The organism is Paenibacillus vandeheii, from assembly GCF_030433635.1.
Lineage (GTDB): Bacteria > Bacillota > Bacilli > Paenibacillales > Paenibacillaceae > Paenibacillus > Paenibacillus vandeheii.
The window spans coordinates 105,953-121,753 of the sequence record NZ_JAROCD010000008.1 but is presented as its reverse complement, the minus strand read 5'-3'; the positions used below and the strand labels follow the sequence as shown (position 1 = coordinate 121,753).

The 15,801-nt window shown below is 44.6% G+C and carries 14 protein-coding genes; 11 read left to right on the top strand and 3 right to left on the bottom strand.

The features are described 5' to 3' along the window. The first annotated feature begins 5 nt into the window (after positions 1-5). From P5G61_RS17145 to P5G61_RS17125, 5 genes are all read left to right on the top strand, one after another. A complete protein-coding gene (locus tag P5G61_RS17145; RefSeq protein ID WP_301247637.1) occupies positions 6-1,316 on the top strand; it encodes an ABC transporter substrate-binding protein in 1,311 nt (436 codons plus the stop codon). Between the two features lie 209 nt (positions 1,317-1,525). Further along, on the top strand, positions 1,526-2,266 hold the full coding sequence (map, locus tag P5G61_RS17140; protein ID WP_301247636.1) for a type I methionyl aminopeptidase: 741 nt from the start codon (positions 1,526-1,528) through the stop codon (positions 2,264-2,266). A gap of 168 nt (positions 2,267-2,434) precedes the next feature. Further along, positions 2,435-3,634, top strand: coding sequence for a phosphoenolpyruvate hydrolase family protein (locus P5G61_RS17135; RefSeq protein WP_301247635.1), 1,200 nt, complete (start codon positions 2,435-2,437; stop codon positions 3,632-3,634). A 142-nt stretch (positions 3,635-3,776) separates the two neighbouring features. Next, entirely contained in the window at positions 3,777-5,024 is a 1,248-nt protein-coding gene (locus P5G61_RS17130) for a Tm-1-like ATP-binding domain-containing protein (RefSeq protein WP_301247634.1), read from the top strand. Continuing rightward, on the top strand, positions 5,017-5,847 hold the full coding sequence (locus P5G61_RS17125; protein ID WP_024633315.1) for a phosphoenolpyruvate hydrolase family protein: 831 nt from the start codon (positions 5,017-5,019) through the stop codon (positions 5,845-5,847). Before P5G61_RS17130 ends, P5G61_RS17125 begins: the two co-directional genes overlap by 8 nt. A 404-nt stretch (positions 5,848-6,251) precedes the next feature. Here the strand turns inward: P5G61_RS17125 and P5G61_RS17120 are convergent, their stop codons facing one another. Further along, a complete protein-coding gene (locus tag P5G61_RS17120; RefSeq protein WP_301247633.1) occupies positions 6,252-7,271 on the bottom strand; it encodes an alpha/beta fold hydrolase in 1,020 nt (339 codons plus the stop codon). A 143-nt stretch (positions 7,272-7,414) separates the two neighbouring features. Between P5G61_RS17120 and P5G61_RS17115 the strand changes: the two genes are divergently transcribed. Further along, positions 7,415-8,305: a LysR family transcriptional regulator gene (locus tag P5G61_RS17115; RefSeq protein WP_301247632.1), complete on the top strand. Its 891-nt coding sequence runs from the start codon at positions 7,415-7,417 to the stop codon at positions 8,303-8,305. Between the two features lie 970 nt (positions 8,306-9,275). Here the strand turns inward: P5G61_RS17115 and P5G61_RS17110 are convergent. Then, complete coding sequence (locus P5G61_RS17110) at positions 9,276-10,031, bottom strand: class I SAM-dependent methyltransferase (protein WP_301247631.1); 756 nt, start codon at positions 10,029-10,031, stop codon at positions 9,276-9,278. A 150-nt stretch (positions 10,032-10,181) separates the two neighbouring features. On the opposite strand from P5G61_RS17110, the gene P5G61_RS17105 reads away from it, so the two are divergent. Genes P5G61_RS17105 through P5G61_RS17085 form a run of 5 tightly spaced genes read left to right on the top strand, consistent with a single transcriptional unit; the run spans position 10,182 to position 15,091 of the window. After that, on the top strand, positions 10,182-11,777 hold the full coding sequence (locus P5G61_RS17105) for an ABC transporter substrate-binding protein (protein ID WP_301247630.1): 1,596 nt from the start codon (positions 10,182-10,184) through the stop codon (positions 11,775-11,777). Continuing rightward, the gene (locus tag P5G61_RS17100; protein ID WP_301247629.1) at positions 11,747-12,724 is read left to right on the top strand and encodes an ABC transporter permease; all 978 of its coding nucleotides are present in this window, start codon (positions 11,747-11,749) and stop codon (positions 12,722-12,724) included. Before P5G61_RS17105 ends, P5G61_RS17100 begins: the two co-directional genes overlap by 31 nt. Beyond that, positions 12,721-13,524 carry an ABC transporter permease gene (locus P5G61_RS17095; RefSeq protein WP_301247628.1) on the top strand — a complete coding sequence of 268 codons (804 nt, stop codon included), beginning with the start codon at positions 12,721-12,723 and terminating at the stop codon, positions 13,522-13,524. The genes P5G61_RS17100 and P5G61_RS17095 overlap by 4 nt, the downstream gene beginning before the upstream one ends. Next, on the top strand, positions 13,525-14,328 hold the full coding sequence (locus P5G61_RS17090) for an ABC transporter ATP-binding protein (RefSeq protein WP_301247627.1): 804 nt from the start codon (positions 13,525-13,527) through the stop codon (positions 14,326-14,328). It abuts the gene before it with no gap. Further along, positions 14,321-15,091, top strand: coding sequence for an ABC transporter ATP-binding protein (locus tag P5G61_RS17085; RefSeq protein WP_301247626.1), 771 nt, complete (start codon positions 14,321-14,323; stop codon positions 15,089-15,091). The genes P5G61_RS17090 and P5G61_RS17085 overlap by 8 nt, the downstream gene beginning before the upstream one ends. A gap of 80 nt (positions 15,092-15,171) precedes the next feature. Here the strand turns inward: P5G61_RS17085 and P5G61_RS17080 are convergent, their stop codons facing one another. Continuing rightward, on the bottom strand, positions 15,172-15,795 hold the full coding sequence (locus tag P5G61_RS17080; protein WP_301247625.1) for a DUF2306 domain-containing protein: 624 nt from the start codon (positions 15,793-15,795) through the stop codon (positions 15,172-15,174). Positions 15,796-15,801 lie beyond the last annotated feature (6 nt).

Sequence of the window (15,801 nt, the reverse complement as noted above, 5' to 3'; positions counted from 1 at the left end):
TATCCATGAAAAAATTTGGTTCTATTTTGTTAGCGGCAACGCTTGCGCTTTCTGTAACTGCTTGCGGTGATTCCAACTCCGCTGGTTCAACCGATAATGCTGCTTCTGGTAGTTCGAATGGCGCGGCCAACAAACCCATAGAGATTACATATTGGTACTCATGGGGGGACAAGATCGCCGAGAACAATGAAAACTTGGTTAAAATGTTTAACGAATCCCAAGATGAAGTCATTGTGAAGGCTGAATATCAGGGGACGTATGCAGATCAGCACTCTAAAGCACAGGCTGCTTTTGCAGCAGGCAATGCTCCCGAAGTATGGCAAAATGAAATCTCTTCAGTCGGTGTGTTTGCCGAATCGGGCATGACGCAGGAGTTGACTTCTTTTGTTGAGAAGGATCAGCTAGATATGGAGGATTTCATTCCAGGGCTCATGGGTAATTCCTATGTGAATGATAAACTGTATGCTCTCCCTTATTTACGCAGCACACCGATCCTGTACTTTAATCGTACGATGCTGAAGGAGGCGGGACTTGATCCAGCTGGACCCAAGAATTGGGCGGAATTTGAAGATTATGCTCGCAAGCTAACGATTAAGGATCAGCGCTACGGCATCTCCATGCCTGTCGATATTTGGTTCTATGAGGCTTTTGTGAGACAGAGTGGAGGAACGATGATCAGTGAAGATGGAAAAAGCGCGGCGTTCAATAATGAAACCGGAATTGAGCCTGTGAAGCTGTGGCTGAAAATGAAGGAAGAAGGCATTATGAGCATTGGTACGACTGATGATGCCGGTACGCAAGCGAAAACGGATTTCCACAATCAACGTTCAGCGATGCTGTTCTCCTCAACTGCGGACCTGACCAATAATATGAAGGTTGCAGAAGATCAAGGCTTTGAATTGGGAACGACATTTATGCCTGCGAATGAAACGTACGGTGTGCCGACAGGCGGTGCCAATCTGGTTATGACTTCTGGCCTGTCTCCAGAAAAACAGGAGGCAGCATGGAAGTTCATCAAGTGGATGACTTCCAAAGAGCAAACGATTTATGCAAGCTCCTTCACAGGATATTTGCCTAGCCGCATCAGTGCAGTGGAAAGCGATGAAATGAAGAAGCTTTATGAGGAAAAGCCGCTGTTCAAGGTGGCGGTTGACCAACTGGAATATGCAGGTCCACGTCCGATGCAGAAGGTTTATCCAGAGATTGGTGAGATGATCAAAAATGAGATTCTTCGCGCGGTTGTTGATTCTTCCGTGTCGGCTGAGGCAGCTGTAGCTGAAGCGGCGAAGAAGGCTAATGCCTTGCTAAGTAAATAGAGTTACGATGTAAAAAGACCAAAGAGCTAGGCGGCATATGTGCCGCCTGGCTCTTTGGTTTTGGTCGTAAAACTACGAAATGTGTTAGTGGGAATTGAGCACGACGATTTAAAAAAAGTTGCGAAGCTTTGCCCCTTTAGATATGATTATCTAATGTGTGTTTCAGCTTATACAGTTAATTGACGATTAAAGATAGTGAGGTAGGAAAAATGATTGCAAAAACAGAAGAAGACTTTAATGGTTTGAAGGAAATTGGCAGAATTGTTGCCTTAATTCGAGATGAGTTGGTGCAAAGAACCATTCCTGGCATAACGACGAAGGAGCTTGATGATATAGCTGGGGAGCTTTTTGAGAAAGAAGGCGCAGTTTCAGCTCCAAAAAGTGAATATGATTTTCCTGGCTTTACATGTATTAGTGTTAATGAAGAAGTCGCACATGGTATTCCGGGGCAACGGGTTATTCATGAAGGGGATCTCGTAAATATAGATGTTTCTGGCTCAAAGAACGGTTATTTCGCAGATACAGGAATTTCGTTTGTAGTAGGCGAAGGAGAAGAAGTGTTAACGAAAATATGTGAAGTCGTTAAAGAAGCATTTGAAGCCGGCCTTAAAAAAGCAAAACCCGGTTCCAAAAAAAGTGGAATTGGGAAAGCCGTATTCCAAACAGCTAGACAGCATGAATTAACGGTTATTAAAAACCTTACAGGACATGGTGTTGGACGTAATATACACGAAGCACCTAACCATATTTATAATTATAACGATACTTCGGATGATGAATTATTAAAGGAAGGTATGGTTATTGCATTCGAACCATTTATCTCAACCTTAGAAGAAGAAGTATTCCAAAAAGAAGACAATTGGACATTTGCTACAGAAAAAAGCTATGTAGCTCAATTGGAGCATACGATTATCCTGACTAAAAATGGTCCGATTATTGTCACACTTTAATGAAATGAATTGAATGAGCGCTTCTCTTTTTAGGTCGATTTCCCAACTGGGAAATCGGCTTTTTTGATTCCGCTTAACCAATTAATTGCTTCATAACTTTAAGGTACAATAATAATATTGAGGAACAAAAACTACAGTTGTTAAATTGTGATGAGGAGCGGATGGGGCTTGAACAGAACAGTCATACTGGAGCGTCTTCAATCAGAGCTGCGCGAGGGTAATCACATCATCGGTGTCTCGACAGGCACAGGGATTACAGCCAAGTATGCAGCTCAGAGCGGAGCGGATTTTATATTAATGCTGAACTCCGGCAGGTTTCGCCAGATGGGGAGAAGCTCTCTGGCGGGCTTTTTACCGTTTTGCAACAGTAATGATATGGTGATGGATTTTGCGTCAAGAGAAATTGTGCCGCTGGTGAGGCATTCTCCCGTACTCTTTGGACTGAATGCGAATGATCCAACTATAGAAGTGGCTGAATACATGAAGGAAATCAAAGAAAGAGGCTTTTCGGGGGTCAACAACTACCCTACAGTCGGCTTAATGGACGGGCTGTTCAGGGAGGCTCTGGAGGAGGACGGGATCAGCTATGACATAGAGGTTGAGGCCATACGCCTGGCTCATCGACAGGAGTTGTTTACGGTGGCGTTTGTATTTGATGAACTTCAGGCGGCCAAAATGATTGAGGCGGGGGCAGATGTAATCTGTGCTCATCTCGGCCTGACTGAAGGTGGATTATTGGGCGCACGGAAGGTTGTATCCTTAGAGGCGGCCAAATCAAAGGCGTTGCGTATTTTTGATACCTGCAACCAGCTTAATCCGGATGTGATCAAGATGATTTACGGAGGTCCGGTCAAGACGCCAGTTGATGTCCAGTACATGTATAGCAACAATACAGACATTATGGGCTATATTGGCGGGTCTGCTTTTGAACGAATTCCTTCGGAGAAGTCCATCATGTCAATTACTCGCGATTTTAAACGACTGGGTAATCTGGATGAGGACGATTTTATGGTTAAAATGCTGAAAGGCATCACCAAGCATTATGATTACGTTGAGTTTGTCAAAGAATATGTAGCACAAAACTACAACAGTGAAATTGTTTTTTCGGATCTGGCCAAAGTGGCTCATGTTTCCCGAAGCTATTTGAGCAGTTTGTTTAAAAAGGAAGTTGGCTGCAGCTTTCAGACCTATCTGGTGAGCTTTCGCATAAATAAAGCCGTTACGCTTCTTCATGCACCGCAGCTTCAATTATCCGAGGTGGCCGGCATGGTAGGGTATCCTAATTATGCTCAATTCAGCAAAATGTTTAAAAAGCTTAAGGGCTGTTCTCCCAAGCAGTACAGATCTAACCTAAACACAAAAACATAGAACATAAAAGCGTTTTCATAACTAAACAGGACCAGTATGATGAAGCTATAGCGATCGTACTGGTTTTTCTGTTAGAGAAAAATCAGACTGCTGCCTGCGATCGAGCTTTTGTTCTATATGAGTCATACGAGGAGGCCATGGAATGAAGACCGTCGCAATCATTGGTACGTTTGATACGAAGGGTGATGAATACCTGTACATCAAGAGCATTGCAGAGGAACTTGGGTTGGGGACCTTGATGATCCATACAGGCGTATTCGAGCCGTCCTTTGTTCCGGATGTGTCCAATCGGGAAGTGGCACACGCCGCAGGCATGGTCATAGAGGAACTTGCGGCAAAGAAGGATCGGGCTTTGGCTACAGAGGTTTTGTCCATAGGATTAAAAAAGCTGGTACCACAGTTATACAAGCAGGGTAAATTTGACGGAATCATTTCCTTTGGTGGCACTGGCGGAACCTCACTGGTTACACCAGCCATGAGAGCTCTGCCAATTGGTGTTCCGAAGGTGATGGTATCGACCGTTGCATCTGGCAACACTGCTCCATACGTAGGCACGAGTGATATTGTCATGATTCCATCCGTGGTGGATGTAGCAGGATTGAATTCGATTTCTACGAAAATATTTACAAATGCGTTATTTGCGATGGCGGGTATGCTCAAGTTTGAGCATACGCACAAACCGGATAAGAAACCGCTGGTTGCAGCCACGATGTTCGGAGTGACAACGCCATGTGTCACAGCGGCAAGAAAATATTTGGAGGAGCGGGGCTACGAGGTGCTCGTGTTCCACGCCACGGGCATCGGAGGGCAGTCGATGGAGGCGTTGATTGAAGCAGGCTTCATTGAAGGGGTATTGGACTTGACGACGACGGAGTGGGCGGATGAAATCATCGGCGGTGTCTTGAATGCGGGGCCGAATCGCTTGGAGGCTGCAGGACACCATCGCATTCCGCAGGTGATCTCGGTGGGCGCCTTGGACATGTGCAATTTTGGGCCGACAGATACTGTGCCGGAGAAATTCAAGGATCATAAATTTTATCAGCATAATCCGACGGTAACCCTGATGAGAACCACGGTGGAAGAGAATGAACAGATTGGCAGGAAGATTGCGGAGAAGCTGAATCTGGCAAAAGAAAGCACCGTGCTCATGCTGCCGCTTAGAGGTATTTCCGCAATTGATGTGGAGGGGCAGCCTTTCTACGGACCGGAAGAAGACCGGATGTTGTTTGATACCCTGCGCCAGCATGTCGACCGCTCGATTGTTGAAGTGATTGAAATGGACTGCACCATCAACGATCCAGCCTTTGCAGAGGCTGCAGCACAAAAGCTGATCACTCTCATGCATGCAATTCCTAATGAATCCAATAAGGAGGATATACGAAATGAATAAGCTGAACAGATCAGAAATTATGGACAAATTCAGGAAAGAGGTAAAGCAGGGTAAAATTCTACTGGGTGTCGGTGCAGGTACAGGCATAACGGCCAAAAGCAGTGAAGCGGGCGGAGCAGATATGCTAATCGTATACAATTCCGGTCGGTACAGAATGGCGGGTCGCGGCTCGTTGGCGGGCTTGCTCTCCTATGGAGATGCCAATCAAATTGTCGTTGAGATGGGAGCCGAGGTACTGCCCGTCGTCAAGCATACGCCTGTTCTGGCAGGGGTATGTGGCACCGACCCTTTTCGAATAATGGAGGTATATCTGAAGCAACTGAAGGAGCAGGGCTTCAGCGGTGTTCAGAACTTCCCAACCGTTGGTTTAATTGACGGGGTGTTCAGACAAAACCTGGAGGAAACCGGTATGGGGTACGATCTGGAGGTAGAAATGATCCGCATCGCCCATGAATTGGATCTGTTGACCACTCCGTATGTTTTTGATCCTGCTCAGGCAAAGGCCATGGCGGAGGCAGGGGCTGACATTTTGGTTGCGCATATGGGCTTGACGACCAAGGGCTCCATTGGTGCAAAAACAGCGCTGACACTGGACGACTGTGTAGAACGAATCGAGGCAATTATTGAAGCCGGTCGGGCTGTGAACCCGGAAATCATGATTATTTGCCACGGTGGACCCATTGCAGAGCCGGAGGATGCGGCTTATGTCATTGAGAGAACGAAGGGAATCGATGGATTCTTTGGCGCGTCCAGCATCGAGCGCTTTGCGGCGGAGAAGGGCATTACACAGCAGACAGAGTCCTTCAAGTCGATTCGGAAATAGCTTCTCTCTGGTTGCAACCTGAATAATTAAAGTTTGTTTAAAATAATAAAAAGGCAACCGAACAGAAATGTTGCGGTTGCCTTTTTTTACGTACCAAAGTATTTGAGCTAAATAAACAAATACAGTGAGCTTAACAGCAAAGAACCATATTTGTTTTATTGATATTCTTAATCCATAAGGTGCGTTTCCCCGAGGGGAAAATACAATTTTATAAAGGAAGAAGCTGATTATTTTGAAGCGTTGGATTAAAGAAATATTGATCTTAAGACTAATTACATTACTAGAGTTTGAAGAGTGTGAATCTATCCAACAAATATATCGTAATTCTATAGATAGAATCTCAGGTAAACGTTAAGGAACTGAACATGACCCATTGAAGTCGCTATTATGAGACTCCTCATCGTCTATTCGCTTGCATGACGTTCCAACAATTGTCTCAGGTTGTCGTCAATGAATTGATTATCGACGCGGTTGATTCCACGACCAGCAAAGTGTCCCCAGATCGAATGAATTGGACTAAATATCGCATTAGGCATTCGCTCTGCTTCGTATTGGTTATCATCGGGTGTGCAGAAGAGGTCAGTGCTCCCTGGCATGATGCAAGCTAAAGCTTTAATACTCCTTAGAGCTCCTTCAAAATCTCCGTTATACGTGGGGTTAGCGCTAATATCTGCAGATTGGCCTGTACTTAACATCGCTAAGACGTTGTGCGGATCCATCTGCATGAAGGCATCTTCCCAGAAACCAGTCACGAAATCTGCTACGGAGTCAAATCCAAACTCCCGATAGAGCTCTTCTCTATAAAACGCCTGCGAAAATCCCCATCCCGCATAGGCACGCCCAACGGCGCGCAAATCAGCAGAAGTCAAATCATTCAGTTTACTTGCATCGAAGTGGGCGGTAGCCAGAAGCGGAGCGCTTACCCCATTCAGGACGACAAACGTCTGAGGCCAAGTCTTGGCAACGCCGGCAATGGGTGCAATTCGTTCTACCATGTCTGGATAACTTGCCCCCCATTGGAATGCCTGAATACCTCCCATGGACCATCCAACGACAAGGGCAATCTTCTGAATGCCAAATTTTTCGATGACCAGCCGATGTTGAAATTGAACGTTGTCATAGATGCTGACCCGAGGAAATTGAGCTCGGTCGAATGGAGGTGGCGTGTTGCTGGGAGACGAGGATAATCCGTTGCCCAGTAGATTCGGAACGATAATAAAGTATTTTTTCGGGTCTAGTGCCATGCCGTTGCCAATTAGCCATTCATTCTGAACATGCTGGTCCCCAAAAGCTGTAGGATAGAGGATGACATTATCTTTCTTCTCATTCAATTCTCCATACGTTTTATAAGCGAGGAATGCATTGGGTAATGTTACGCCAGATTGTAAAACTACATCACCCAAATTAAAAATTTCATAATCCATCCTATCTCTCTCCCTTCAAAATGAAACTACATATACGAAATGTAATTTCTTGTTGTCAGTATAAACTCGTGGTATCCTCAGTAAAAGTGAATAGAATTCAATGCAGTCTTCAATAAAATTGAAAGTAAAAGGGAGATCGCAAAATGGAATTGCGCCAACTCAACACATTTTGCACAGTTGCAGCCACGTTGAATTTTACACGGGCCGCGGAAGTGCTGAATTATGTTCCTTCGAACGTTACGATGCAAATCAAAGGATTGGAAGAAGAACTGGGTGTTCGTCTCTTTGATCGTCTTGGTAAACAACTCGTGCTTACAACCGCGGGTAAACGATTTTTAACTCATGCCCAAGCTGTACTTAACCGGTTGGATGAAGCCCGCAGCATGGTTCATGACGAAGAAAATCTAAGCGGCACCCTGACAATCAGTGCCAACGAGGTTCTCTGCGCCTATCGGCTCCCGGTTGTCTTTCATTTGTTTCGTTCCCGATTTCCGGGAGTACGACTCATTTTTCGCTCCGTTCCCAATCAGCAACTTAAGCAAACACTCTTTGAGGGCACTGCGGATGTCGTTTTTATGTTGGATGAATCCATTCGGTCAAGTGGATTGACCGTTGAACCGTTGTTAGAAGAGACGTTTCGTTTTTATGTTGCTCCAGACCATCCACTTACGAAACGCAGTTCATTACAGTTGAAAGATTTTCATGACGAGGTATTCCTGACGAATGAAAAGGGCTGTACCTACCGAACGATGTTTGACCGGGGATTTGAGAAAGAGGGCATTGATAGCATTACGTATTTGGAGTTTCAAAATGCCGAGGCTATAAAACAATGTGCCATTACGGGAATCGGCATAGCCTTTCTTCCTGAAATGACAGTCAAAGCCGAAGTCGAACGGGGCGAACTTGTGGTACTTCCTTGGGAGATCCCGGACTTGCATGTGTATACTCAGATGCTGTGGCATAAAGACAAATGGATGTCACCCATCATCTCGTCGTTTATAGAGGCTGCTAGAGAAGTGATTGCCGATAACTGAAGGGGCACATTATCTCCTAAGTTCATGTTCAAGCCATAGACAGTAAGGGACTGTAGACTCGTCCGGTATAGTATTGAGGGAGAACACTGTCCGACTATTAGTCGCTAATATAGCGACTTTTTTGCTTTAAGGGGGCAAGTTTTTATCCAAATATTGAGGAGCCCAACGAATGTACTCCACCATAAATTTAATGCTTACTTAATAAAGTCCTTATAGATGCTTAATTTCAATTCCGTTAAGGGCAATCTATACTTTGTACATAAGCAAAGCAATGCACAATGGAGTGATTATATGAAAAAGTTTTTATCCACAGGAATTTCATTGATGGTGGCTACAGTAGTTATGGCAGGGGAATATTAAGCGGAGACGGAAAAGAAATCTCCGAAGGCAAGGTGGAGATTAAAGATGGGAAGATAATGCTCAGTGACTTTAAAACGTCAAAAGGGCCGGATCTGCACATTTACCTGACAAAAGGGAAAGATGTAACAATGGGCAAAATCTTGGGCAAAATCGACCTGGAGCAATCAGAGTAAAGTTTTGATCTTACAGGAGTAGATAGCTACGCTCTTCTTTTTGACGTTCCAGACTATATTCAGAAGCTGTATCAAAACTTTGGCATAAACCTTGCAGAGTACAACGCTGCTGCCCATTGGAAATTACCGGTGCCTGCCACCTTCATGATTGACGAGCATGCAATCATTCGATCAGCATATGTTAATTCTGACTTCATGAAGCGGATGGAGCCCAACGAAATTCTCGCCGAATTGGCCAAACTCTGATTTCTTGAACAGGAAATCCTGAGCAGATGGCGTACTGCAATTATATACGCTTGGTTAAACAAAGCTATCGCATAAGCGATAGCTTGTTTTTTGGAATACAGAGAGAATCCAGCAATAGGAGCTTTATTACGATGTGGGATTATAAAGTTGACATATCCTTATCCATGCTGGTCAGATCTTTCCCAGAAATGCTATTTTTCAGCAACGATCGCAAACATCGGTCTGTGTCGATTCAGAGTTTGTTCACCTGTATGATACAATTCCGCATCGAATCCTTGATGAATTTGGATTTGGGCAAAGCCGATTGAACGGAGCATTTCACTGTCCCATTCAGGTCTTCTTACATAGCTCAATGGCAACGTAAGTGCCAGTTGGTCTCCTTCTTTGACATCCTTCTCTGGGCGGTACGGCACGTACCCTTTTGCGGCAGCCTCCTCTTTGTCTTTTTGAAAAAGCTCTGCCTCCTTTGGATCCGTTAAAAATAAATTCCAATTCGCATCAAAAATAATAACCTGGCCTCCGTCATTAAGCATTCCATGCCAATTTTGATATGCAGCCACAGGATTGTACAGGAACCAGGTCACATTTCGTGAAATGATGATATCATATTTTTCTTCTGTCTTATATTCCATAATATCTGTTTCAACAACCTCGATACTGCAATTATATTTATGGGCGTTTTGATTAGCTCTAGCCACCATCTCCGGGGAAGAATCAATAGCAGTAACCTGATGCCCCATCTGGCTGAGCAGAACCGCGAAGAAACCAGGCCCCGTACCTACATCGAGCACTTTTAAATTACTTTTCCCGGACAAAAAATGACTCAGAATTTCCTTCCATTGATCATATCGGTTGGACGTAAATTCGGTATCCACAATTTCATCATAGACAGCTGCTCCTTTGTCCCAATAATCCCGATATTGTTGTACAAGTTTATGCTCACTCACTAACATCGTCTCCTTGTTATATAAAAAATTCCTTGCTAAACGTAATGATTACGATTAATAATATACAAAGATTGTTCATCTAGCAAGTATTCATGAGAATAACAGCTATGCAATCATAAACAGCTTAGAAGAGGAATAGGAGGAGTAGGGATGTTTGGAAGATCTGGATTTGGAGTAATTGCTGTTGTCTTATTGTTGTTCATTATGGGGTGTTCACAACATGTGAGCTCACCCTCTGCAGCAGAGGAGGACAAGAACATTGTGGTCGCAGTCACGCAGGATACTGAAGCAGACAAGCTTGACGCCTCGACTTACAATGGTTCCAGACATACGCATGCGGCTATATATGATGCCCTTGTAGACTATAAAGGAAAAGGTGAATTTACGCCCAGCCTGGCGGAATCCTGGGAGATATCCGATGATGGCAGGACTTACATTTTACATCTGCAAAATCAGGTCCTTTTCTCGGATGGCAGTCCACTGAATTCAGCAGCCGTGAAGTTTTCTTTGGAAAGAGCGGTAAGCAGGGAAGAGAATGCTTCGCTTGAAATATCCCGTTTACTGCAAAAAGTGGAAGCACCTGATGATCAAACGGTCGTACTTTCCTTTAAGGAGACAGCAACGCAAGTGTTGTACGAGCTTAGTCAGGCAAGACCATTTCGAATTATGAGTCCAAACTCGGTAACCCCTGAGGGAGATGTGAATGGTACTTTTCAAAAAGCGATTGGAACGGGTGCCTGGAAAATAGGAGAGTATCAACAGGGGATTCAGACTGTTCTAATCCCGAATGATCATTATTGGTTAGAACAACCATCCGACTATTCACTTGTTTTCAAAGTCATTACAGATCCTCAGGCAAGGGTATTGGCATTGCAATCCGGAGAGGTGGATCTTGCGGGCGGGGAACTTGGGAATATCCCCATGGAAAGTCTACCTGTATTTCAGAACAACGACAACTACGTAATCGAAACCGGAAGCAGTACAATGTCCTACTTTATGGTCATCAACCAACACAATACTTCTCTAGCTGATAAGAATATCCGCCAAGCTATCAATTATGGCAATGATACGAGCAAGTATGCGGGTGGTAGCGGGGACCCTGTCAGAGGATTGTTCCAGGAAAAGGTTGCATTTATATCCGAAAGTAATCAGCCTTCCTATCCGTATAATCCCGAAAAAGCCAAACAGCTGATTGAAGCCTCGGGCTACCAATGGAATAACAACAAGCAGCTCTATGAAAAAGATGGACAAGTTTTGCAGCTTCGTCTGGTCATCCAAACGGAAGAATATCCGGAATGGAAAGAAATGGCTGAAATTTTTCAAGACAACATGAAGCAGATCGGCATTCAAATCCATATTGTGAATCAGGAGCGGGCAGCTTACTACGATACCCTGTGGAGCACGAAAGAATATGATCTGCTTATGTATCGGACATATACAGATGCTCAATTACCTTATCGATTCCTGTCCTCCTTATTCTATGATTCGCCATCCTCACCGGGAGTTGCGTATCAGGACAAGCCTTTATCCGATTTGCTGGATCAAATCGCGGCTACAGTTTCCACTGAGCAGCAGCAAAAGCTGTTCAATCAGGTGTTCCTCCGCATGCATGAGGAAGCCATGTCTGTTCCGATATACTACGCGAAGCAAACCTTTGTTCATTCAAGCCAAGTGGTTGATTTTAGATTCAATGCTATTGAGGACGATCCGTTGAAGTGGCATTACCTGAAGAAAGAAGCGAAGTAATGCTCCGCTCCATGATTCGTCGCCTGTTCATGTTGATAGTCACGTTTGTTTTATTTTCCTTGTTTGTTTTTACATTAATGCGTTTGGCGCCGGGTGATCCGGCGTCGATGCTGCTGCTGGAAATCGGAGCCGTACCGGAACAATCCATCGTAGCTGATTTACAGAAGCAATGGGGATTGGATCAATCGTTCATTCAGCAATATTTAGCATGGGCCCATCATGTATTTCAAGGAGAGCTCGGACATTCCTTTTCATCCGGAGAACCCGTATTAAGTGAAATGATGGAGCGTTTAGGCTCAACGGCGAAACTCATTGCAAGCTCTTTTTTATTAACCCTCTTCATATCCATACCGATTGGAATCTGGATGGGATTGAATGAAGGCACAATGGCAGATCGAGTGGTTTATTCAATGACCATTTTGGGGTTGTCGATCCCTTTATATTGGCTTGCTATTCTTCTAATGTATGCCTTTGGCGTGATATGGCCCGTCCTGCCTGTTGTAGGCAGCTCGACCACACGACATTATATTTTGCCGGTAACTGCCATGACGCTGGTGCAAAGTGTTTACTTTATTCGGATGGTTCGATCCTATACGATTCAGTACAGCAAGTTCTCGTATATTGAGGCTGCAAAAGCCAGGGGATTGCGGCCGAGCATCTTTTATCCGTCTTACTTACTGCGTTCCATGTTCATCCCGATTTTGACATTGATCACAACGAGTCTACCCGGCTTTTTTGGGGCTTCGATTATCACCGAGACGATTTTCAGTTTTCCGGGATTCAGCAAATACATGCTTGAAGCTATTTTTCGCCGTGATTTTCCAGTCATTCAAGGGAGCGCACTATTCGTGGCAGCATTTATTTTTGTTTTTAATTTTATGACCGACCTGTTGTACTTCCTTACGGACCCGCGTGTTCATCTTGACAAACAGAGGTGGGAAGGTTGATCAGTATCATCCGAGCGAATAAACTGCCAACGGCAGCGTTGTTATATATCATCCTACTTATTATTACAGGGCTTGCGGCCCCGTGGATTTCACCTTATGATCCATTCCATACCAACCATCAACAGAAGCTCCTTCCTCCCAGCGTTGCTCATCCATTTGGAACGGATTATTTGGGGAGAGACCTGTTAAGCCGGGTCATACACGGGATTAGTGAATCGGTATTTCCTGTTTTTATTGTACTTAGTGTTGTGATGTTGATTGGTCTTCTGGTGGGGACATGGAGTGCCTTTTTGGGGAACAAGCTGGACATGCTTATGATGAGCTTAACCGACATTTTCACAGCATTACCGAGTATGCTGCTTACCATTGTAGTCGTTGGCTTCCTTGGCTTTGGCATGGAAAATGTATATTTTGCGGTGATTCTCTCCTGGTGGGCCAAGTATGTACGAATTATTAGAGGACTAATTCATGATGTGAAAAAGGAACCTTATATTACCGCCAGCAGGGTAAGCGGAGCATTTGGAATTAGAATAATAACCAAACATATGATTCCGAATATTACACCTCAGATTGGAACGATGCTCATTCTGGACGTGAGTAAGGTGATTCTGACTTTATCCGGTTTATCCTTTTTGGGTATTGGTGCTCAGCCTCCTTCTCCCGAATGGGGTGTCATGCTATTGGACGGAAAAAATTATTTGCAGGTCGCCCCATGGATGGGCTTCTTTCCAGGCTTTATGATATTTCTGACTGCCGCCTCGTTCCAAATTATAGGCGAGCGACTGAGGAGGGAACGCTAAATGACGACCTTGCTCGAAGTTAAAAATCTAAATATCAGAAACGCGGAAGGTCAATCGCTTGTGCATGATAGCAGCTTTTCTCTGGAGTCAGGGAAAACATATAGCTTGATTGGTGAAAGCGGCAGCGGTAAAACGCTGACAAGTAAGGCTATCTTGGATATGCTGCCTGCTCATCTGCACATGTCAGGTGACATCGTATTACAGGGTGAACATCTGCAGCAATTATCCAGGAAGCGCTGGCGCAGCATCAGAGGGAGCCAGATCGGCGCCATCTTCCAGCATCCGGAACAGGCCTTGCATCCGTCGATTCCGATTGGCCGGCAATTCGTTGATCTGATGCGCAGTCACTTGCCTGTTTCAAGATATGAGGCTGAGAAGCAAGCCAAAAAAATGTTGTCCCAAGTTCTCTTAAAGGACACGTCCCGTGTGATGAGCAGTTATGCCCATGAGTTAAGCGGTGGAATGAATCAACGTGTCATGATTGCGATGGCGCTTCTGTTAAAGCCGAAAATTCTGATAGCCGACGAGCCAACGAGTGCACTGGATGTCAGTACACAGGCTGAGATCATATTCCTTCTGAAAGAGCTCATTCTGGACACGGACATGAGCATGTTGTTTATTACCCATGACTTACTTATATCCAGCTATCTTGCGGACACGATTGGTGTGATGCGTGAGGGGAGAATAATAGAGCAGGGCAGTAAGGACAACATTTTAAGCGCACCGGAACATGAATATACCCAACAATTGTGCAGGCATTGCTCTCAAAGATTTCTTGGCAAAGGAGAGATAGCTTATGCTTGAAATTCAGCGGTTGTATAAGGAAATAAACGGAAGACCCATTCTGGAAGATATTCATTTTGGAATAGAAGATGGAGAAGCACTGGCCATTGTAGGGGAGAGTGGCAGTGGCAAATCCACGCTTGCCCAGCTTATCATGGCTTTAAAACAACCAACCTCCGGCCACATTTTTTTTGACGGACGACCCTTGCCCAGCAAAGGAATATCATCGTTTAAGGATTGGTATCGCGATATCCAGATTGTTTTTCAGAACACGGGCTCTACATTAAATCCCGCCATGAGCTTGTTTCAGTGCCTGGAAGAGCCTTTAATAAATTTCACCCGGTACAACAGAGCCGAGCGCAAGCACAGAGTCCTTGAATATTGGGGAAAGGTGGGCCTGAATGAGAAGCTTCTTCGAAATCGCCCCGGAAAACTGAGCGGAGGTCAGTATCAAAGAGCTTGTCTCGCCAAAGCTTTGTTAACGCATCCCAAACTGTTAATCTGTGACGAAATGGTCTCCAACCTCGACGTCGTATTACAACAGCAGATGATTGAACTGCTCATGTCCATTCAGAAGGAACAGGGCTTGTCTCTTCTGTTTATTACGCATGACCTCACGCTGTTACCGGGTCTATGTTCAAAAATTATGGTTTTGAAAGAGGGAAAACAGGTTGAGCTTTTCAGTACTACTGCCCTCTATGACGAAGCAGAGAGGGACCCCTATACCATTACGTTACTGCACTCAAGTAAGATGTTTGAAGCAGCATGGAAACCATTTTTGTAATTAACGAAATGCATAAGGAATAACAACATGTAAAGACCTTGCACCCGCATAAACAACGGTGAGCTAAGGTCTTTTACAGATTAGATGCTCTTCATTCGGATAAACCATTCAGGAATAACTAGCAGTAATGCAATAGATCCATATATGCCTATCGTGTAGCTGGTAGCATAAATCATTCCGAATCCCTGATGAAGGAGGGAAGTGATGAGATGAATCAACATGTTTGTGAAGCAGAAGGCATAACTTCGGACCATCCAGTTCCGGTGCGGAATCATACGTTTTTGTTTAATCTGAATGAGAGCCGTAATAGTAATGAACAGCCAGATGATATTAAGGACATTGAAGCCCATACTGCTTATTTTCCCGCCAGTGGCGTAAGGAGCCATATAACCGGAAGTCAGCACCACAAGCACTACGGACACAATATATACATAACCGTTTATACGGTGGAACCTGCGGCTCTTTTCAAAGATCCGATTAGAGAAATTCACCAGTCCGGACGCCATAGCCAAACATGCAAATGCAACATGAACGTACATGACATTTAACCAAATTGGAAGATGAAGCTCACGCTTCAAACCCGTCTTGTGGCTCAAAAAGCTTGAGGCTTCTGGGTCTATCCAATAGTTCTTCACCAACGCATATACAATAACTAAACCACTGACACAGACCAGCCATCCGTATAATGTTCCTCGTTTCTTCATATCTGC

Bases quoted from the DNA above. Each gene is read 5' to 3' on its own strand.
- P5G61_RS17090 (WP_301247627.1), top strand. From the start codon at position 13,525: ATGACGACCTTGCTCGAAGTTAAAAATCTAAATATCAGAAACGCGGAA.
- P5G61_RS17115 (WP_301247632.1), top strand. From the start codon at position 7,415: ATGGAATTGCGCCAACTCAACACATTTTGCACAGTTGCAGCCACGTTG.
- map (WP_301247636.1), top strand. From the start codon at position 1,526: ATGATTGCAAAAACAGAAGAAGACTTTAATGGTTTGAAGGAAATTGGC.
- P5G61_RS17130 (WP_301247634.1), top strand. From the start codon at position 3,777: ATGAAGACCGTCGCAATCATTGGTACGTTTGATACGAAGGGTGATGAA.
- P5G61_RS17125 (WP_024633315.1), top strand. From the start codon at position 5,017: ATGAATAAGCTGAACAGATCAGAAATTATGGACAAATTCAGGAAAGAG.
- P5G61_RS17120 (WP_301247633.1), bottom strand. From the start codon at position 7,271: ATGGATTATGAAATTTTTAATTTGGGTGATGTAGTTTTACAATCTGGC.
- P5G61_RS17080 (WP_301247625.1), bottom strand. From the start codon at position 15,795: ATGAAGAAACGAGGAACATTATACGGATGGCTGGTCTGTGTCAGTGGT.
- P5G61_RS17085 (WP_301247626.1), top strand. From the start codon at position 14,321: ATGCTTGAAATTCAGCGGTTGTATAAGGAAATAAACGGAAGACCCATT.
- P5G61_RS17145 (WP_301247637.1), top strand. From the start codon at position 6: ATGAAAAAATTTGGTTCTATTTTGTTAGCGGCAACGCTTGCGCTTTCT.
- P5G61_RS17105 (WP_301247630.1), top strand. From the start codon at position 10,182: ATGTTTGGAAGATCTGGATTTGGAGTAATTGCTGTTGTCTTATTGTTG.